Origin of the sequence: Pseudanabaena sp. FACHB-2040, assembly GCF_014696715.1 — a bacterium.
Taxonomy (GTDB): Bacteria; Cyanobacteriota; Cyanobacteriia; order Phormidesmidales; family Phormidesmidaceae; genus JACVSF01.
This window is the reverse complement of record NZ_JACJQO010000022.1, coordinates 1-19331: the sequence shown is the minus strand read 5'-3', so window position 1 is coordinate 19331 and position 19331 is coordinate 1. Positions and strand designations below refer to the sequence as shown.

21 protein-coding genes are annotated in these 19331 nt (G+C 54.4%); 10 read left to right on the top strand and 11 right to left on the bottom strand.

Annotated features, from left to right (window positions below; genetic code table 11):
- Window positions 1-34: 34 nt before the first annotated feature.
- Complete coding sequence (locus H6G13_RS23130) at window positions 35-1102, bottom strand: DUF5357 family protein (protein WP_190487324.1); 1068 nt, start codon at window positions 1100-1102, stop codon at window positions 35-37.
- Between the two features lie 35 nt (window positions 1103-1137).
- Complete coding sequence (fraC, locus tag H6G13_RS23125; RefSeq protein WP_190487322.1) at window positions 1138-1722, bottom strand: filament integrity protein FraC; 585 nt, start codon at window positions 1720-1722, stop codon at window positions 1138-1140.
- Between the two features lie 223 nt (window positions 1723-1945).
- Between fraC and H6G13_RS23120 the strand changes: the two genes are divergently transcribed.
- Complete coding sequence (locus tag H6G13_RS23120) at window positions 1946-3076, top strand: cob(I)yrinic acid a,c-diamide adenosyltransferase (protein ID WP_190487321.1); 1131 nt, start codon at window positions 1946-1948, stop codon at window positions 3074-3076.
- 22 nt (window positions 3077-3098) lie between these two features.
- Here the strand turns inward: H6G13_RS23120 and H6G13_RS23115 are convergent, their stop codons facing one another.
- The 5 genes from H6G13_RS23115 to H6G13_RS23095 all read right to left on the bottom strand — a co-directional run bounded on the left by H6G13_RS23115 (window position 3099) and on the right by H6G13_RS23095 (window position 7272).
- Complete coding sequence (locus H6G13_RS23115) at window positions 3099-3314, bottom strand: hypothetical protein (protein ID WP_190487319.1); 216 nt, start codon at window positions 3312-3314, stop codon at window positions 3099-3101.
- Window positions 3315-3479: 165 nt separating this feature from the next.
- Window positions 3480-4337 (bottom strand): hypothetical protein, encoded by an 858-nt coding sequence (locus tag H6G13_RS23110; protein WP_190487317.1) that lies wholly within the window; start codon window positions 4335-4337, stop codon window positions 3480-3482.
- A gap of 71 nt (window positions 4338-4408) precedes the next feature.
- Entirely contained in the window at window positions 4409-5143 is a 735-nt protein-coding gene (locus H6G13_RS23105) for a histidine phosphatase family protein (protein ID WP_347277520.1), read from the bottom strand.
- 12 nt (window positions 5144-5155) lie between these two features.
- Complete coding sequence (gene glgA / locus H6G13_RS23100; protein ID WP_190487314.1) at window positions 5156-6628, bottom strand: glycogen synthase GlgA; 1473 nt, start codon at window positions 6626-6628, stop codon at window positions 5156-5158.
- 80 nt (window positions 6629-6708) lie between these two features.
- Window positions 6709-7272 carry an AAA family ATPase gene (locus H6G13_RS23095; RefSeq protein WP_190487312.1) on the bottom strand — a complete coding sequence of 188 codons (564 nt, stop codon included), beginning with the start codon at window positions 7270-7272 and terminating at the stop codon, window positions 6709-6711.
- A 111-nt stretch (window positions 7273-7383) separates the two neighbouring features.
- Here H6G13_RS23095 and H6G13_RS23090 point away from each other — a divergent pair, with 111 nt between their 5' ends.
- Window positions 7384-7773, top strand: a complete 390-nt coding sequence (locus H6G13_RS23090) for a hypothetical protein (RefSeq protein WP_190487310.1) — start codon at window positions 7384-7386, stop codon at window positions 7771-7773.
- Here the strand turns inward: H6G13_RS23090 and H6G13_RS23085 are convergent.
- Window positions 7764-8285: a DUF2062 domain-containing protein gene (locus H6G13_RS23085; protein WP_190487308.1), complete on the bottom strand. Its 522-nt coding sequence runs from the start codon at window positions 8283-8285 to the stop codon at window positions 7764-7766. The two genes, H6G13_RS23090 and H6G13_RS23085, sit on opposite strands and share 10 nt — an antisense overlap.
- 255 nt (window positions 8286-8540) lie before the next feature.
- Between H6G13_RS23085 and mnmE the strand changes: the two genes are divergently transcribed.
- The gene (mnmE, locus tag H6G13_RS23080) at window positions 8541-9926 is read left to right on the top strand and encodes a tRNA uridine-5-carboxymethylaminomethyl(34) synthesis GTPase MnmE (RefSeq protein ID WP_190487306.1); all 1386 of its coding nucleotides are present in this window, start codon (window positions 8541-8543) and stop codon (window positions 9924-9926) included.
- A 171-nt stretch (window positions 9927-10097) separates the two neighbouring features.
- A complete protein-coding gene (gene malQ, locus H6G13_RS23075; RefSeq protein ID WP_190487305.1) occupies window positions 10098-11606 on the top strand; it encodes a 4-alpha-glucanotransferase in 1509 nt (502 codons plus the stop codon).
- 91 nt (window positions 11607-11697) lie between these two features.
- On the opposite strand, the gene H6G13_RS23070 is transcribed toward malQ, so the two are convergent.
- The 3 genes from H6G13_RS23070 to H6G13_RS23060 all read right to left on the bottom strand — a co-directional run bounded on the left by H6G13_RS23070 (window position 11698) and on the right by H6G13_RS23060 (window position 12786).
- Complete coding sequence (locus tag H6G13_RS23070) at window positions 11698-12021, bottom strand: pentapeptide repeat-containing protein (protein WP_242028489.1); 324 nt, start codon at window positions 12019-12021, stop codon at window positions 11698-11700.
- A gap of 160 nt (window positions 12022-12181) precedes the next feature.
- Window positions 12182-12367 carry a 30S ribosomal protein S21 gene (gene rpsU / locus H6G13_RS23065; protein ID WP_190487303.1) on the bottom strand — a complete coding sequence of 62 codons (186 nt, stop codon included), beginning with the start codon at window positions 12365-12367 and terminating at the stop codon, window positions 12182-12184.
- A gap of 146 nt (window positions 12368-12513) precedes the next feature.
- On the bottom strand, window positions 12514-12786 hold the full coding sequence (locus H6G13_RS23060; protein WP_190487301.1) for an RNA-binding protein: 273 nt from the start codon (window positions 12784-12786) through the stop codon (window positions 12514-12516).
- Window positions 12787-13037: 251 nt separating this feature from the next.
- Between H6G13_RS23060 and H6G13_RS23055 the strand changes: the two genes are divergently transcribed.
- The 6 genes from H6G13_RS23055 to H6G13_RS23030 all read left to right on the top strand — a co-directional run.
- Entirely contained in the window at window positions 13038-13637 is a 600-nt protein-coding gene (locus tag H6G13_RS23055; RefSeq protein ID WP_190487299.1) for a TetR/AcrR family transcriptional regulator, read from the top strand.
- Between the two features lie 21 nt (window positions 13638-13658).
- On the top strand, window positions 13659-14894 hold the full coding sequence (locus H6G13_RS23050; RefSeq protein WP_190487297.1) for an HlyD family efflux transporter periplasmic adaptor subunit: 1236 nt from the start codon (window positions 13659-13661) through the stop codon (window positions 14892-14894).
- A gap of 15 nt (window positions 14895-14909) precedes the next feature.
- Window positions 14910-16076 carry an ABC transporter permease DevC gene (gene devC / locus H6G13_RS23045; protein WP_190487295.1) on the top strand — a complete coding sequence of 389 codons (1167 nt, stop codon included), beginning with the start codon at window positions 14910-14912 and terminating at the stop codon, window positions 16074-16076.
- Between the two features lie 76 nt (window positions 16077-16152).
- A complete protein-coding gene (locus H6G13_RS23040; protein WP_190487293.1) occupies window positions 16153-16896 on the top strand; it encodes a DevA family ABC transporter ATP-binding protein in 744 nt (247 codons plus the stop codon).
- 65 nt (window positions 16897-16961) lie between these two features.
- On the top strand, window positions 16962-18620 hold the full coding sequence (locus H6G13_RS23035; RefSeq protein ID WP_190487291.1) for an alpha/beta hydrolase: 1659 nt from the start codon (window positions 16962-16964) through the stop codon (window positions 18618-18620).
- 103 nt (window positions 18621-18723) lie between these two features.
- On the top strand, window positions 18724-19331 hold a 608-nt coding region (locus tag H6G13_RS23030), incomplete at its 3' end, for a TolC family protein (RefSeq protein WP_190487289.1).

Sequence of the window (19331 nt, the reverse complement as noted above, 5' to 3'; positions counted from 1 at the left end):
TTCAAAACTGAGTATTCCACGAATGCTGCCAGAACTAGGCAGGCTGTCCAGACTTGCGTTCGGTTTGCAGGTCGCAGGTGAGGTTAGACCAGGGGGTAGTGCTAGCGCCAGCAGCCGGGGCAACCCCTACTGCTGGCGTTGGGTTAGCCGGTGCGCCAGGGGTAAGCCCCGTAGTAGGGCTTGGGGTAGGGCGCTCAACGCGCGTGAGTTGGCAGGACTTCTCCAGGTAATAGCCGTTGGGCTCGGCAGTGGGGCCTTGCCAAATAGCCTGTAGTTTCAAGTCGTAGCCATTGCTGGCGGTGACGGGCCGCACGTCTATGCGCCAAAAGCGCTGCTCTCGCGAGGGGCTAACCAAACGATCGCGAATTTCCCGCCGCAGGTTGACTAGCTGGTCATTAATGTTTAGGAGCCAGCGCTCAACCCCAGACCAAGGGCGATTGTGCAGCTCCTGCTGCAGGGTAGTTTCGGTCAGGGTGAGCAGGGCGACCCCGTCTGAGAGGGGAGCGGCCCGGCCTGGCACTCGGTAGACAAAACCGCTGGTACCGAAATCTTCGGCCATCAGGCTGGGATAGTCGTCAAACCAGTTTTGTATCCGGAAGTAAAACTGCAGCCAGCTACTCAACAGCAAGCTGATCAGAAATACCAGAATGACCTGCTGCCGCGTTATAGGTGGGGGAACTTTGACTTTTCCATCCCAGGTGAGAAACTGAGGGACGATGATAATCAAAGCCGAGATCAGCGGCCACGTGACGATCGAAAGCTCTATCTGGTTGCCCGGAATCAGCCCGAAAATAAAGCCGCACAGAATCGCTCCGGCAACCCAAGGAGCCAGAGGAATGCCAAAGAGTTTGACATGGTTGGCCTGTAGTCCCCAGCCTACGCCAAAGGCTAAAAATAGCCAGCTAAAGCTGGTCAGCAGCATAATTGTAAAACGAGTGGCCTCAAAGCCGTAAGCCACCCAGGACATCAGCCAGGAGAACAGGCTGAGGTAAACCATCGTCTTCCAGGAGAAATAATCAGACGGGATAATGGAGTCCCGAACTGTCTGAAAAAACGGCTGGAAGATCTTAAAGATAATTAGGTTTCGCAGGAAAGGAAACATCAGGCGGGCTCTGTAGTCAGGCTCAGTCAGTCAGTTTAATAGGTAGATTCAATGGCGTTGCGCAGCAGCAGCAGCAGCAGAATGGCTGTAAAGCTGACGGCATTGGCCTCCAGAACGGCTACGGTTCTCGTTGAAGTGGTGCCTTTTCCCTGTTGCCCCCGCCGGGCTAAGTCATAGCGTTCCTTGCGAGACAAGATGGGATCTTTCTCCGGTTCTTCTATCGGGGTAATGCCCAGTAGCTTCAGCAGCCACTCTAGCGCTTTGAGTTTGATCCAGAGGGTGGCGAAGAAAGAAATGATGCCAGCCATAACCAAAATGATCGGCAGGTTGCCTGCCCACTCATTGAGGTAGAAGTGGTTGAACAGGATGTAGCTGATAATTTGGGTTCTTAGCGGCTCTGGGGTGACTGGCTCTAGGCTCAAAAAAGTTAGCCAGCCCAGGCTGGTTGCCAGCAGGTTAAGGGTGGCTGCGTATTGCACGCTGGGGCGGTAGCCGATACGCAGCCGCTGGCGCAGGATAATCGCTTCTAAGGCAACGGCGACCAGCAGCAAGAGGCTCTGGAATACAATCGCACGCAGGGGCAAGACCCCTAGTTCGTCAAAAAAATCTGCAAAGGGCATAGCCAGACACCGTCAGGGCAACACTGGGCAAGCAGGCAAAGGACTGATTGCGGGTGAGCGAGCTTAATTATGGCCTAGATTCTCAAAATGATTGCGGGTTGATCCCCCCTTTGTGCGAGAGGCAGGCAGCGCCAAAACCGCTTAGGCTCTAGGGAAGCGTGATGGTGCGCTTTCAGGTTCCGATAGAATCTTGAGTTGGGCCTCACAATCATATTCGAACACAATGATCAGAAGCGGCATCGGCATTCGGACAGCGCAGCAAAACAGCGAGCGACTAACAGGGCAAATCCACGTCTACGACGGGGAGGGCAAGGGCAAGTCTCAGGTAGCCCTCGGTGTGGTGCTGCGCTCGATTGGGCTGGGCATTCACCACTTTATGGAGATGGAGAGCCGGGTGCTGCTGCTACGGTTTTTGAAGGGGCCAGGCCGTACCTATGATGAAGATGCTGCCATTGAAGCGCTGCAGCGAGGGTTTCCCCACCTGATTGACCAGGTGCGCACTGGACGGGCGGAATTTTTTGGTCCCCAAGACATCACTCGCTTTGATAAGCAGGAAGCTCAACGGGGATGGGATGTGGCTAAAGGTGCGATCGCATCGGGCCTCTACTCGGTGGTGGTGCTGGATGAGATTAATCCGGTGCTGGATCTGGGTCTGCTGCCTCTAGACGAGGTGGTGCGCAGCCTGCAGCGTAAGCCAGAACACCTAGAAATCATTGCCACGGGTCGAGGCGCACCCCAACCGCTGCTGGAGATTGCCGACCTGCACTCTGAAATGAAGCCGCAACAACACGGGGAGGCTGGCATAGACGGCATTGAAATCTATACCGGAGATGGCAAGGGCAAATCGACTAGCGCCCTGGGCAAAGCGCTGCAGGCCATCGGTCGCGGCATCAGTCAGGACAAGTCGCACCGGGTGTTGGTGATGCAGTGGCTCAAGGGTGGCAACGGCTACACCGAAGATGCTGCCATTGCTGCCCTACGCAAGAGCTATCCCAACCTGGTAGACCACCAGCGCTGTGGCCGCGATGCCATTGTCTGGCGAGGACAGCAGCAAGAGATTGACTACGTTGAAGCAGAGCGGGGCTGGGAAACTGCCCGCACTGCGATCGCATCGGGCCTCTACAAAACGATCATTCTCGACGAGCTAAACCCTACAGTCGATTTAGAGCTGCTGCCCGAGGAGCCAATCGTGCAGGCGCTGCTGCGTAAGCCCAAAGACACCGAAGTTATCATCACCGGACGCTGCAAGAAGCCCCCTGCCTACTTTGCGCTAGCCAGTGCTCACTCAGAGGTGTTTTGCCACAAGCATTACGCTGAGAAAGGTATTGACCTGAAGCGTGGCGTAGATTTTTAGGGGATTTTGGGTGGTTTGCTGCTTAAAAGATGGTCAGATCCCACTCTGCGTCGGTCAGGCTTTCTGGCCCAACCTGATCAACGCGCACCTGGAGATAGCGGCTGCAGTAGATCGACGACTGCTTGAAGCGTGGATTGGGACGACCTGCGATCGCATCTTGCTCAGCGTAGGCTTCTAGATATTCGGGGGCGATGGCTTTGGGCTGAGTCGAATAGAAGTCTTGTGGGGAAACGGCCATAGGCAGTAACAGTTAGCTAAGGGCAAATTGATTTTCCTAACGATAATCTTCCTGGGAGAGTTTGCCCTCTAGCTTCTGAATGCTTTTGTTGCCTAGCCAGGGATGTTCAGGGCACGGTTGCGATCGCGACCGTACGGCAAAGACTCCTATGCCACTGCTTACACCTTATGGAGCAGCGGGTTCAGGGCTTGCCTGTAGCTGTTCTGACTGCTGTAGGGCCATGCTGCTGTTTTGCCGATAAGCCTGCACCCGTTCTTGAGCTGTAGCATAGCGGGCATCTTCGGGCGGTACCTCAGCCATTAAATCTGAGGCGCGCTGCCAGCGAGAGGCCAAGTCTAGCCATGCCGCTGCTGTGCTGGCCGTCTGACCGTCGTTTGCCGCCTGCTGGGCAATCCGCACTGCCTGAGCGAAGGGATCAATCGACTCAGGGGCTGGAGCGGCGGCAGGGGTTGTCTGCTCCTGATTGTTCAAGTTAGCAAAAGGGCCGTTTGCCAAGCCCAACCAGTCTTTGAGCACCCAGCCCATCAGCACTAGAAACACACACAGGCTGACGCCGCCGATTAATCCTCGCCAAAAGCCGATGTTGCCTGAGCTAGTCTTACTGGCGGGCACATTGATATAGGGCCCGCGCTGGCGAGGTAGGCGCATATCCTGCCAGAGCCGCACTGCTGGATTAGGTTTTTGCAGCGTCACCAGCTCTGACCAAAGCAGCTGGTTTTGGGGGTCGCGCTTGATCTCATCGAGCCAGAGCAGCTGCTGCTCCTGCACAATGCGGCCATTGATATTGACCCGGCCAATGCTCCGGGGGCTCATGCCCTCTAGCAAGGCTTTGACCCGGTCGACGACCTTATCTTGGGGGAGCTGCTCAGGCGAGGGGGCCTCACACAGCAGCTGCAAAATACCCTGATCCAAGACCGCACGGGTACGGATATTAGAGTCGGCCAACTTATCATTCAATATCTGAATGATGGCGGCAATGCTGCCTTGGCGAGCCTGGCAGTAGATATCGTCGATAGATTGCATCGGGATTGATCCAGAGGGAGGCTGGGTAGAATGGCCCATTTGCCCTGATCCTAACGGTCATGATCCCCGAATTATAGTGAGCGATGGAGATGTTGACAATCGTTAAACCGTTTTACTTGCCAAAGCTCACTATTCCAAAGATTGTGGTCGTCTGCTTGCCAGCGCTGACGATCTAGCCAAAGCTCAAACAAAGCCGTGTAGGAGATGGCAAAGCCCCAGGTGCGATCGCACCCCAGCAGCCCCGATAGTACCTGCTGCAACAGCCAGTGATGGCTGATGATCCAGATGCGATCGCCGTTTTGATGCTGGTTCAGTAGGTGCTCGACAAACTGAACCGCTCTAGCCCGGCCCTGCTCTAAAGTTTCAGCGCCAGGAATGGGGAGCCAGTCCCGCGAAGCTTCTAATTGCTGGCAGAGGTCGGGGTAATTTTGCTGTGCCTCTGCCCAGGTCAATCCCTGAAACACCCCGTTTTGATACTCTTTCAGCTCCTCTGCCCAAACTAAAGGAATGGGTAAGGGCTGCAGCGGTGTGTCTTCATCTGAACTTAACAGAGCTGCCGCGTCAGGCAGGGCCCAGCCAAACTTGGCTACCATCCCTCGCAGCGTTTCCTTAGATCGCAGAAGCGGACTGCAGTAAATGTGGGTAGGCTGCCAAGACAGATCCAGCAGCCGCTGGCCCAGCGCTGCTGCCTGTTGCCGCCCGACTGCCGTTAGCGGCGTAGGCTGCCAGCCCACCATCCGGCCTTCTGGGTTGCCCTCCGACTCGGCATGGCGGATCAGCAGTATCTGGAGAAAAGGCGGTGCCACAGGGTGAGCCTTTTAAGCCTTGACGGGCACCTCGATTACCTCACTCATTACAGACTCTTCTCCAGCGGTTTCTAGACTTTCCGGGAGAGACTGAGGCACCTGATCTTCGTAGTTGAGACCCAAGAGATCGCTGTAGAGCCTGATATAGTCTAGGGCTGACTTTTTCCAGCTAAAGTCTGTGGCCATGTCCCGCTGCTGCAGTTCCTGCCAAGCATCTTTGTAGCGGAAGCCTTCCCAAGCCCTGATCAGGCAAGTATAGAGGTCGAGCGGTTCGTAGCGGTCGAAGCAGTAGCCGGTCCCCGTATGGTTCATCGGGTCGTTGTGCTGCACGGTATCTACTAGCCCACCTGTTCGTCTGACAATGGGCACACAGCCATAGCGCATCGCAATCATCTGACTGATGCCGCAGGGCTCAAACCGCGAGGGCATCAAAAAGGCATCGGCCCCAGCGTAAATGCGTCGGCCTAAGCCTTCGCTATAGAGCAGGTAAGTTGCCATGCGCCCGCGAAAGCGGCTGGCTAGCTGCCACATCTGGGTTTCGTAATAGCGATCGCCCGTTCCCAGCAGCACAAACTGAGCATCGGTGTAGGCCATGAACCGATCCAGAATTTGCAGCACTAAGTCCAGTCCCTTCTGCTCGACCAAGCGGCCGACCAGACCCACCACAAACGCTTTGGAATTGACCTCTAGGCCCAGCTCTTCCTGCAGCGCAATTTTGTTAGCGCGTCGATCTTCTAGCGTCTCTGCCGTGAAGTTTTTGACGATGTAGGAGTCGGCTGCCGGGTCGAAGCTATCGGGATCAATGCCGTTGAGAATGCCGCTGAGTTTGCCACCGACAAAGGACAACAGCCCCTCTAGCTTCTCGCCATAGTCAACAGTCTGAATCTGCTGAGCATAGGTGGGAGAGACGGTATTTACCCGATCGGCAAACTGAACTGCAGCAGCCATCACGTTGTGGCCCTGCATATACCAGGGGCACCAGGTCATCTGCTCTAGTTTCCAGCGCCACGGTCCTTGGTAAGCCAGGTTGTGAATAGTGAAGACTGTGGAAATATCAGGTGACTGGTGCATCCAAACGGGGATCATGCCGGTATGCCAGTCGTGACAGTGAATCACCTCAGGCTTCCAGTGGTTCCAGGCAAACTCTGCCGCGCCGTTGGAAAAGAAGGTGAACCGCCAGTCCTCGTCTTCACCACCATAGACTCGACGCGGATCAAAGGCAGGATGGCCGAAGAGATATAGAGGCACGTCGGACTTGGGCAGAACTGTTTCGTAGACTGCGAAGTCGTTAAACATCGCAGTCCCCTTCCAGACAGGCTCACTCGGAATCTCAACCTTGTCAGCCATAAAGCCGTAGTAGGGCATGAAAATCCGCACGTCGTGCCCCATCTTCCGGAGCACTTTGGGAAGAGACCCCACTACGTCGCCCATACCGCCTACCTTGGCGACAGGGGCTGCTTCGGCTGCCACAAAAAGAATCCGCATGATTTCCCCGGTGCTTAGTTTTTTTTCACCTTTCCCTCAGTCTACGGGGGGAGGGAGTTTATGCCTAGTAGGCGGAGGGGCTAAGGCGTTTTTGAAGACGTGGGCAGCTGGTTTAGAAAAGCCTCAGTTTCTTGACGCGATCGCAGCCGCACCACCCGCCCTTCAAACTCACTCAGGCTGAAAAGCCAGTTGTATTCTTCTCGCCTTTGAGGGTGCGTGGACCAGGCGTAGTAAATCATGGAGTCGCGGCTAAAAAAAGCCTGCCGCCAGTTCTCCCGGTTGTCGTTCCATAGGGGCTGGGCCAGCACAACTCGCTTACAGGTGCGCCAGATAATCTGCTGCATTACCCGCCAGCGCGGATAGTCTAGCCAGAGAATTAGGGTCGCCCGCTGCCAGACTAGATCTCTAGCTTGGCGGTAGTTTCCATCGATCACCCATTCCGGTTGGGCAACGGCGTGGCTAATGCGATCGCGAAATTCTTCCGTTTGCGCTGCCTGCCAGTGGGGATACCAAAACAGACCATCCATTTCAATGTGGGAAATTTGCAGCTGTGTGGCTAGATGCCGGGCCAAGGTAGTCTTGCCCACGCCGGAGCAGCCAACAATAGAGATGCGCCAAGGGCTTTCAAATGGGGGGAGATGCATAGCGGTAACGAGTGACGGCAGGGAAGCGAGGGGGCTGACAGTATAGTACATATGATCTATGCTGGAATCACGTATGAGATCTTCGTCAGCCTGCGTTCTGAGATTCTGCTTATGTCTACTGTGGCAACCGCTTCTATTTCGGTCTCAACTCCCCCTGCCTGGTCTACCATTCGCTTTCGGCGCGCCAAAGACAGCAAAGGTTGGGCGCTGCTAGGCATTCCCCAACAGGTATATCCGGTGGTAGCGCTGCGGCTGTTTGAGCAGCAGGCGCGGCTGCTCAGCCGTCATAATGATGGCTCTTTTACAAGTGTGCTGTTTGAAGCGCCGCCACCACTGGCTGCCAAGCTGGCCTGTGTCTTTCCGGCACCGCCTGGATGTGAGGCCCTCAGGATTGCAGAGACGGGCGATCGCATTCTCCCTGGCAAAGCCTCAAAAGCTGTAAACGCGATCTATCAGCAGCCAGATCCCAGCACCTGCGAACTGGCAGCGGCCTATCGCTGACGTAGCCGGGCACGTTTGCGGCGTTCGTGGAGACGGCGCAGCAGCACGCTGCCCAGGTAGTAGCTAAAGAGGCTAGTCAATAGGCCCACGATGGTGCTGCCCAGCATTAGTCGGCTAGTGACTTCGGTGCCCATCTCCATCCAGGCCCTTAAAGTACCGAGGTCGGTAAAAGCTACTCCAGGCCCACCGCCCAGAGCCCGGTGCCCTACTTGATAGTTAAAAGCAAACAGCGGCACGTAGGTCAGCGGATTGCTGATCCACGTGCCGGCAGCTGCCAAGATCCGGTTGCCCCGCAAGACGGTTGCGATCGCAATGCCAATGATCGTCTGCAGACCAAACAGCGGAAAACACCCGGCAAAAACGCCCGAGGCCAGTCCTCGCGCCATCTCCTGAGGATTGCCCTGAAGCCGCAGCAAACGCCAATAATAGTATTTAAGCCGCCGTCGCCAGTCTTGCTGCGATCTCACACGGTTCCGCTGTTGCCCAGTTCGAGAAGATGTCGGAATCGGCATAAGACGCAGTTTCAGAAAAAAGATTAGGAAGCCAGTGCAATCCCACTCAGGCCGCTCTATCTCTAAAGACAGAGAGTGCTATAGACCAGCGAGTTAGCAATGTAGAAGCCCTATAGCCCATTGTATCGATCGCTGCTTTTTGCCTCTAAAACCCTTGTGCCACTTCACCCGCTTCCCCTCTCCGCGTCTCCTCTCAAACCGCCGCAATCCGCAACCCGTCACCCACAATGGAATCAGGCTTAATTAAAGAGTGCCATGGCTCATTCCATCACCCAGGGAGAAACGATTGTTGCGATCGCAACCGCGATTGTGCCCCAACAGGGCAGTGTCGGCATTGTGCGGCTGTCGGGAGCAACGGCAGTTGCGATCGCAAAGGCCCTCTTTCGAGCACTAGGCCAGCAGCCATGGGAAAGCCACCGCATTCTCTACGGCCATATCTGCCATCCTCAAACCCAGCAGGTGATCGACGAGGCGCTGCTGCTGCTCATGCTTACTCCCCGGTCGTACACCCGTGAAGACGTGGTGGAGTTTCACTGTCATGGCGGCATTATGGCGGTGCAGCAAGTGCAGCAGCTCTGCATTGCCCAAGGAGCCCGGCTGGCCCAGCCCGGAGAATTTACCCTGCGCGCCTTTCTCAACGGTCGGCTGGACCTGACCCAGGCCGAGGGCATTGCCGACTTAGTCGGGGCTCAGTCTCCTCAAGCGGCTCAAGCAGCCCTAGCAGGTCTTCAAGGACGGTTGATGCAGCCGATTCAGACCTTGCGCTCGGCCTGTCTGGATATGCTGGCAGAGGTAGAGGCCCGCATTGATTTTGAAGAAGACCTGCCGCCCCTAGATGAACCGGCCATTTGCCAGCAGCTGACAGATGCGCTGGCGGAGGTACGCCGCATTTTAGACACAGCGCATCAGGGAGAGCTGTTGCGTAGCGGCCTGAAGGTGGCGATTGTGGGTCGCCCCAATGTGGGTAAATCGAGTTTGCTCAATGCCTGGAGCCGTTGCGATCGCGCCATCGTTACTGACCTGCCGGGCACGACGCGCGATGTGGTTGAGTCTCAGCTAGTGGTCGGCGGCATCCCAGTCCAGGTGCTGGATACGGCAGGGATTCGAGATGCGGCTGATCAGGTCGAGCGTATGGGCATTGAGCGATCCCGCCAAGCGGCCCAGTCTGCCGATCTAGTTTTGCTCACCCTCGATGCCGCAGCCGGGTGGACAGCCGAGGATCAGCGGCTGTATGACACGGTCAAACACCGGCCTCTCATCTTTGTGGTCAACAAGCTGGATCTGGTAGACTCCAGCTCTTTGCCCACTCTGCCAGATTCGGCACTTCCCGTTGTCTACACTGCAGCCGCCCAAAATCAAGGCATTGAAGCCCTAGAACAAACCATCCTCAAAACCGTGCAGGCGGATAATCTGTCGGCGGCAAATCTAGACCTAGCCATCAACCAACGACAGGCAGCAGCTCTAGCTCGCGCCCAAGCCGCCCTAGAGCAGGTGCAGGAAACTATCAACAACCAGCTGCCCCTAGATTTTTGGACGATTGACCTGCGAATTGCAATTCAGGCTCTAGGAGAAATCACTGGCAATGAGATCACCGAGTCAATGCTAGACGAGATCTTTAGCCGGTTCTGCATTGGCAAGTAAGGCTGGGCTGAAACAGCGGTAAACAGCAGAACGAAATGCTTTCTGGCACCCTATCGAATTCTTTAGCCCACCTAAAGATAGTTGTCTCTTTGCTGTTTTTCCCCTATCAAGGGATTGGGTTACGGACTTTCTAGGTCTATCGCCCTCTGTTGTCTTATCAGCCCGTCTGCCATGAGTTTTAAACGCGCCAGCGGTGTTTTGCTGCACCCCACGTCTCTTCCCAGTGCCTTCGGTATTGGGGATTTGGGTCAGGCCGCCTATGATTTTGTAGACTTCCTGAAACGCAGTGGTCAAAGTCTGTGGCAGGTGCTTCCGCTGGGGCCTACGGGCTACGACCACTCGCCCTACACTATGAACTTCAGCGCTTTTGCGGGCAACCCGCTGATGATTAGCCTGGAGCGGTTGGTAGAAGAGGGCTTGCTGGAAACCAATGAACTGGAGCCGCTGCCCAACAGCAACCCCAATCGAGTGGAGTTTAGCCGGGTCATTCCCCACAAGCGACAGTTCCTAGGAAAAGCTTTTGAGCGATTTCAAGCGTCACTGACTGGGGATAATCAGGCCCAGTTTGACCAGTTTTGCCAGGAACAGGCCTGGTGGCTGGATGATTTTGTCCTGTTTATGGCTTTGCTGGAGGCCAATGACGGCAAACCTTGGAGCCAGTGGGAAGAGGCTGTGGCTCGCCGCCAGCCTGAAGCATTGCAGGCTAAAACTGAAGCGCTGCACGAGCAGATTCAGTTCCACCGCTTTTTACAGTTCAAGTTTTTTGAGCAGTGGTCGAGACTGCGCGCCTATACCAACGGCAAAGGCATCCAAATTGTCGGAGATGTCTCGATCTACGTCTGCCACAACAGCTCTGATGTGTGGGCTCACCCCAAACTCTTCAAGCTCAATCCCGAAACCCTAGAGTCGGCCTACATTGCCGGTGTGCCGCCCGACTACTTTAGTGAGACTGGGCAACTCTGGGGCAACCCTGTCTACGATTGGGATGAATGTCAGCGCACCGAGTTTGATTGGTGGACTCAGCGCTTTAAGGCGACCCTGCAATATGTTGATGTTGTACGGGTTGACCATTTTCGAGGCTTTGAAGCCTACTGGCAAGTGCCTGCGGGAGAAGCCACAGCAATTAACGGTGAATGGGTTAAAGCCCCAGGCGAAGCGTTCTTCAAAACGTTGGGTGAGCGCCTAGGCAGTCTGCCCATCATGGCTGAAGACTTGGGGATCATTACGCCGGAGGTCGAGGCTCTGCGCGATCAGTTTGACTTTCCGGGCATGAAGATTCTGATGTTTGGCTTTAACGGCAACCCCGAAGACACCCATCTGCCCCACCACTATGCCCGCAATAGCGTTGTGTACTCGGGCACCCATGACAACGACACTACGTTGGGCTGGTGGGCGACGCTTAGACCTGAGGAAAAACAGTTCTTTGCCCAATACCTGGGCTATGCCAGCCCGGATGCTGTTAGCGAGATCAACTGGGTGCTGATTCGGCTGGCGCTGTCTACTGTTAGCGACCTGGCGATCATTCCCCTGCAAGATCTCTTAGGTCTAGAGGGTTGGGCCAGAATGAATGATCCCAGCAAAATTCCTGGCAATTGGCGCTGGCGCTACGGCAGTTCTGATTTGCTAACTCAAGAGATTAGCGATCGCATTCGAGAACTTACCCGAATTTACAGCCGCTAGGCCCTAACAAAACACCCTAACGAAACAGAGGTGCAGCTGGCTGCACCTCTGTTTCAATCTTCTACGCAAGCTGCGGCTACATCGGCCACGGCTAGATAGGCTGCGGCATGTTGGCCCCAGTGAGATATGCTTGCCTAAGATTGGCCCGGCTCAGATCAACACCACTTAAATCAGAATTGCTGAGATTTGAGCGCGTTAGGTTGGTTTCTGAGAACTTGGCCTTGGTTAGATTTGCGCCAGTTAAGTTGGCACAGCTCAAATTGGTTCCCGTCAAATTTGCGCCAGTGAAATTACTGCCGCTGAAGTTCGCACCGGCAAAATTGAGGTTTCTAAGATTTGCCGCAATCAGGTTTAGGTTTCTGAAATCTCGTTGTCCGGCTTTGTAACGACTTACTAATTCTGGAACTTTCATCATTCGATAACCTCTAAATGTTTTCCAGGCATGAGCTACAGCTTTTACAAGTATTTGTAAATTGGCTGCACTTCTAGCTGCAAAAGAACCCGCCCCTACGCCTTGTCCATCTTGCTAGAAGGGTTGTCATAGACGCTAGCTTGGGGCAGTATGGCGGAGAAATTTAACGGAAGTTACTGCGTCTCCGTTTTTGTCTAGAGAGCGCCTTGCGCTTGCGTTTTTCGATGGGGGTTTCAAAGTGGCGGTTTTTCCGCATGTCTGGGAAAATTCCCGCTCGAGATACTTTTCGTTTGAAGCGGCGTAGGGCTGACTCAATGCCCTCATCTTCGCCTAGTGTGACTTGTGCCATTCGATCTCCTGATAAGCTTGCGTCTGTCTTAAAGAAGACGAATTGATTGAATAGAGGTAAACAAAAAGGGTAGACGCCTTGTCTACCCTCAAGACTGTAACGCTCAAGCTTAAAAGCCTGCTAGCGGTTGAACTTTAATGGCTGGCTTACCAGCTGCTGCGAGAAGGGCCTCTGCTTTCACGCGGCTTGGCTTTGTTAACTTTGATGTCGCGACCCATCCACTCAGCTCCGTCTAGAGCTTCGATTGCCGCATCTTCCTCAGCATCTGTAGCCATTTCTACAAAAGCAAAGCCCCGCATCCGTCCGGTTTCGCGGTCAGTCGGCAGCTGAACGCGCTTAACAGTTCCATACTCGGCAAAAATTTGGGAAATGTCTCCCTCAGTAGCCTGGTAAGACAAATTTCCAACGTAGATAGACATGAAAGATCTCCGAATCGAGATTTGAGGAGAGTTAGATCCGGAGAAACGCCTGAAGACGAATTACACAACCGAAAATAATCCCAAATGTTCTTCTAGCATAGCATGGCTTTTTAGGCGGCCAACCCCTTTACAAGGAAGCTCAGCTGCGTTATAAAATTTGTATAACAATCGTTCGATATAAAATATTGGACAGTGAGTGGAGTTATTTTTAAGCAGCTCTACTTTTTATATTCCAAGCCGTTCGAGCGATTATGCCCAAGATTGTTGACCATGATCAATACCGTAGGGAGTTACTGAGGCAATGCTTCGACTTGTTTGCCGAGAAGGGATACGCCGCTTTAACAATGCGGCAAATTGCTCAAGGGTTGGGGGTGTCTACTGGCACGCTTTACCACTACTTCCCTAGCAAAGAAGCCCTCTTTGAACAGCTAGTGCGGGAGATGTCTTTGCAGGACATTAAAAATGCGATCGCTGTTATGAGTGAAAAAGAGGCAACGCTCGAACGAGCTGAAGTGGCCCTTCAATTTGTTGCTGAGCACGAAGACTATTTCATCAAGCAGAACCTGATTTGGGTCGAGTTTTATCAGCATCAGCAGCGTGAGAATAAGTCTCCTTGTCAGGTATTTCACGATGTCTGGAGGGAGAGCGAGCCGCAGATAGCTGAGCTGTTGGGTATTGAGGACAAGCCTCTTCTAGAATTTCTGGGCTGTGTTGTAGACGGCATTTTGCTGCACCGGATGTATGAGCCAGAAGGCTTTTCGTTCCAAGACCATGCCCGCCTGCTGCTGGAGATGCTGCGGCTCTATCTGGAAAAACAGCAGGCTTCCGAGTCAAAAGTCGTTGATTGTTAGCTATGAGGCGAGGGTTGTGAGATGCTGCAGGGCGTATTGAGGCTAAAGAATCGTAGGGCGTGGGGGTTGGCTATCGGTGCGATCGCAGCCGTCAGCGGCCTAACCGTTTACGGTGTTGCCACCTTTAACCAGGCTAGGGAAGAGGCGGAATCGTCTGCTGAAGTGCTGCCACCTGTAGGAATTGCTGCTCTCGGGCGGCTCGAACCTGCTACCGAGGTGATTCAAGTGGCGGCTCCCATGGCGCTCGATGGCGATCGCCTGCTAGAACTCCAGGTAGGAGAGGGCGATCGGGTAGAGGCCGGTCAGGTGATCGCGGTGCTCGACTCTCGCAATCGACTGCAGGATGAGGTGCAGCAGGCCCAGGAGCGGGTGCGAGCAGCCCAGGCTCGCTTAGCCCAAGTGCAGGCTGGCGCTCAGACGGGCGAACTGCAGGCTCAGCGGGCCAACATCAGCCGACTGCAGGCCGAAATTGAGGGATCTCGCTCGGTGCAGGCGGCTACTCTTGCCCGCCTAGAGGCAGAAGTGCAAACCGCTGAGCGGGAGTATCAGCGATTTGAGCAGCTTTACCAGCAAGGGGCGGTGTCGGCCTCTACTCTCGATGGCTATCGCCTGACAGCGACCACCGCTCAAGCTCAGCTGAGCGAGGCCAGAGAGAGCGCCAACCGCACGCTGACTACCCTTCAGGCTCAGCTGCGGGAAGCAACTGCAACTTTAGATCGCATTGCGGAGGTGCGTCCGGTAGATGTGCAGGTGGCTCAGGCTGAGGTGGAGGGTGCGATCGCAGCTCTCCAGCAAGCTCAAACCAACCTAGAGCAGGCCAATATCCGGGCTCCTATCGCCGGACAGGTGCTCAAAGTCCATGCCCGTCCGGGAGAAAAGCTCACCGATAGCGGCATTGCCGATCTGGGCCAAACCGATGAAATGGCGGTAGTGGCAGAGGTCTACCAGAGCGATGTTGGCCGAGTTACGCCAGGCCAGGCTGCGGTCGTCACCGGGCAGGCTTTTGGTGGAGAGCTGCAGGGCGTAGTCTCGCAGGTGGGCCTGCAGATCGACCGCCAAAACGTTTTTAGCAACCAGCCAGGCGAAAACTTAGACCGTCGGGTGGTGGAAGTTCGCATCGCCCTCACCCCCGAAGCCAGCCGCACCGTTGCCAATCTGACCAATCTACAGGTCCAAGTCGTGATTCAGCCAGAGACTTCTGCGCCTCAAAGCATAACGGACGTTCGGTATAGAACCACTCAGCCAGCCGCTCAATAACCTAGGAACTTGCCCATGCTGCCATTTCGCACCCGAAAAACTCCCCTGGCCTGGCTGCTGCTAACTAAGCAAAAGGCCCGCCTAGCAGTTGCCCTATCTGGCATTGCCTTTGCCGACATCTTGATGTTTGTGCAGATGGGCTTTCAGGGGGCACTGTTTGATGCTGCGACCAAGCCCTATCAGGATCTAAATGCAGATCTAGTGATTGCTAACCCCCAGTTTCAAACTTTGTTTGCTGTTCGCAGCAGCCCGCGGGAGCGGCTTTATCAAGCGTTGGGTGTGGCGGGCGTGGCCACCGTCAGCCCGCTTTATATTGCTTCTGCCCAGTGGCGCAATCCTGAGACTTTGCTGAGCCGCACCATCCTGATTTGGGGCGTCGATCCGGCCAATCCGGCCTTTACCAACCCAGAGATTCAGCAAAACCTGGAGGCCATCAAGCCTTTGAATGGAGCGCTCTTTGACCGGGCGGGCCGACCGGAGTATGGCCCGATTCCCGATCTGTTAGCTGAAAATGGGCCGCTGCAGGTTCAGGTAAACGGCAGGCAGCTTCAGGTAAACCAGGTGTTTCAGATGGGGTCTTCCTTTGCTGCTGACGGCAACGTTGTCGTTAGCGATTCCACCTTTCTCAACCTGTTTCCTGAACGATCCCCTAGCCAGATTGAGGTGGGCTTAATTCAGCTTGATCCAGGTGCGGACGTTGAAGGGGTTATGCAGCAGCTACAGGCGACTTTGCCCGATGATGTCACGGTGCTGACCCCGGAGGGTTTTGCCGACATTGAGAAGCTGTACTGGTCTGAGGGTACCGGCATTGGCTTTATTTTTGGTCTGGGTACCGTGATTGGTTTTATCGTCGGCGTGGTGATTGTCTACCAGATTCTCTACTCTGATGTGTCCGATCACCTGCCGGAATTTGCCACGCTCAAGGCGATGGGCTATAGCGATCGCTACCTGCTGATGGTATTGCTGCAGGAATCTCTAATTTTGGCGCTGATTGGCTTTGTGCCCAGTGTGCTGTTGGCGACTGGGCTTTATCAGGTTGTCTATGCAGCCACTCTGCTGCCCATTGGCATGAAGCTCGACCGGGCGATTACGGTGCTGGTGCTGACCCTTGTGATGTGCGCCGGTTCTGGAACGGTGGCTATGCGCAAGCTCTACAGCGCCGACCCAGCCGATATTTTTTAACCGGGCTGAGGGGCAAAGTGCCCAAGCCCATCAGAAGAATTTGCGATCGCAATCCATTTAGCGAATTTGGTGCACCATGGATACCTTTTCATCTCCTGTAGCAACAGCTGCAGCCGTAGAACAGCCTGTTATTTTGGCTCAGAATTTGAACCATTACTTTGGTCAGGGAGATCTGCGAAAGCAGGCCCTGTTTGATATCAACCTTGAGATCCGGGCAGGCGAGATCATCATTATGACCGGCCCGTCGGGTTCGGGTAAAACGACGCTGCTAACGCTGATGGGCGGGCTGCGATCTGCCCAAGAAGGCAGCCTCAAACTTTTGGGCCAGGAGATTTGCGGGGCAACTCGGCAGCAGCTACTGCAGCTGCGCAAACAGATTGGCTACATTTTTCAGGCCCACAACCTGATGACGTTTCTAACGGCTAAGCAAAACGTCCGCATGGCGCTGGAACTGCACGAGCAGTATTTGCAGGGAGACTTAGATACGGTGGCCGCCGACATGATCAAAGCAGTCGGCCTAGAAAACCGCATCGATTACTACGCTGAGAACTTGTCTGGTGGGCAAAAGCAGCGGGTTGCGATCGCACGGGCCCTAGTCAGCCGCCCCAAAATCATTCTGGCCGATGAACCCACAGCCGCACTAGACAAAAAATCAGGCCGAGATGTCGTCAACCTAATGCAGCAGCTCGCCAAAGAGCAGCGCTGCACGATTTTAATCGTCACCCACGACAACCGAATTCTCGATATCGCAGATCGCATTGTCTACATGGAGGATGGCCGATTAGCCAATCACCCTGACCCAGCAGCGCTGGCTCACTAGGCCGAAATCCTGATTTGAGCAGAGCAAACCGATTTCACCTTCTTTATTGAGATAGGAAAACGAAAATGGTTTTGAGGAATCGATGGCTCAGATATGGTTTTGCGATCGCAACCTTGCCGGTTGGAATTTTAGCCGCTATCCGCCCTCTGCCGAGCTGGTCTGCAGAGAGGGTAGTGGTTTCCTATAGGCTTTTTGAATTCTCAATTTCAGTCTCTTCCCTAGAAGCCTTTGCTTATGAGGGAACTGTTGATAGCGAACTGCAGGCTTACGCGCGCTACCTCCCTGAAGATCAGCTAACTCAAATTCGCCAGTTTTTAATCCAGCCAATCCCTTTATCCCCCGTTGAGATCGGGCAGCTTACCTACTCTTCCTTTGGTGAAGAGACTCTGCGCTTTTTTGGAGACACGATTCAAACCGGGGCTCGGCAAAATGGATTTTCGGGTTTGCGAGGAGCCTTGATTTTAGCCGCAGCGGAACCAGAGGGCTTAACCCCGCTCAATGTCATCAGGCAGTTTCCTACGTCAACCCTTCGAGTTGATGCAAGCTATGCCCAGCACATCGTCGGTCAATTCAACCAGCTTTTCGATCGCAATCATCAGGCCATGACCTTGATTGCTCAACTGGCTAATCAGGAAATGACTGACTTTGAGGCGATGACAACCTCAAGTCTTAGCGAGTTGGGAGAAATCGCTTGGAATAAAGAGGTGTTAATGCTCTTTGATGAGCTGCGCCAGCGCCGTATCCTCGTAGATTTCTATCAACCTCTTACAACCAGTCCTGCTCCTGTAATCGTGTTCTCTCATGGGTTGGCCGCTAGCCGAACGGACCTGATTGAGTTGGCGGAACATTTAGCTTCTCATGGGTTTGCTGTAGCTGTGGTGGAGCATCCAAATAGCAACACTGAGCAGGTGCAAAACCTTTTACGAGGTTTGGCCCGTGAGGTGACAGAACCCAGCGAATTTATTGAGCGCCCTAGAGATATCACCTTTTTGCTTGATGAACTGCAAACTCGCAACCAGTTTGGGCCCCGACGAAACCGCTTGAACTTACGGCAGATTGGAGTTGTGGGCCATTCTTTTGGCGGCTATACGGCTTTGGCGTTAGTGGGGGCCAGTATCGATTTTACGAACCTGAATCACATTTGCAGCCAAACTCAGTTCAGTTTGAATATGGCAAATGTATCGCTGTTATTGCAGTGCTCAGCGCTCCAACTGCCAAACGTAGACTATGAATTACAGGACGAACGCATTCAGGCTGCCTTTGTGTTTAACCCAATTGGCAGTGCTCTATTTGGAGAAGAAGGCTTAAAGCACTTAAGCACTCCCCTGCTCATAGTGGCGGGCAGTGACGATTGGGTTGCACCACCGCTGCTAGAGCAAATCTGCCCATTCACCTGGCTAGATTCCTCTGACAAGTACCTGGCGCTGATTCAAGGCGGAGGACATAGCTATGATGCAGTCTCTACTGGGCAAAGCAGTTTGCTGAATGAGTTGGCTGGCGCTGACCCAGCTGTAGCAAAGCGGTACTTGAAGCTGCTCAGCCTTGCCTTCTTTAACACCTATCTTGAAAGGCAATCTGAATATCAGCTGCTATCTAACGTCAACTATGGCCAGCACTTCAATCAATTTCCCCTAGAACTTTACTTAACGAATGCCCTAAGCAATGCTCCGATCGCTCAATCTTTGAACCTTGCCTGTTCTGAAATAACTGCCCTGAAGCTATAGCCAGGGCAACTCTTCTATTTCACAGAAACCCTCTGAAAGTCTTTAGAAGAAGCACACTATTTCTCCAGCAAATTCCCCCACAACAGACAGACATCGATTATCTATGCAAGGTATCTTTCACCGTTATTTGATGACTCTGGGGCTGGGAACTGCGATCGCAGTTTTCCCGCTATCCCACCAAAGTTCTGCCCAAGCCAAGCTGCCTGTCTCCGCAGTCGCTTCCTCTTCCACTAATCAAACTTTGAAGGCTGATGTAGTCACCCCGGCCTCACTGCTAGCCCAGCAAGAACCCGTCACGGAACCCTTGGAGGTTGAGGAGGCACCTGCTGCCCCGGCAACCACTGGCAGACCCGCAATCCCACCGACCTCTTCAGCCCTCGACCCCGAGGCCAACCCACTGCTGCTGCCGACTCGACCTGGGGAAGTGAGCATCACAGAGGCTCAGGCCATCACCCTAGAGCAGGCCATCGAGCTGTCTGCCCGCAACAACCAAGAGCTGCAAATCGCCCTGCTCGAACTTGAGCGCAGCCAAGCCGCCCTGCGAGAAGCCCAAGCCGACCGCCTGCCCGGCGTCAACCTCTCTGCTTCGCTAACCGCCCAGGAGGGGCAGTCCTCCGACTTTTCTCCCACCACCGGGCAAATCACCAGCGGCAGCCAGATCAACACCACCCTCAGTAGCGGCGTCGAAGTCTCCTACGACCTCTATACCGG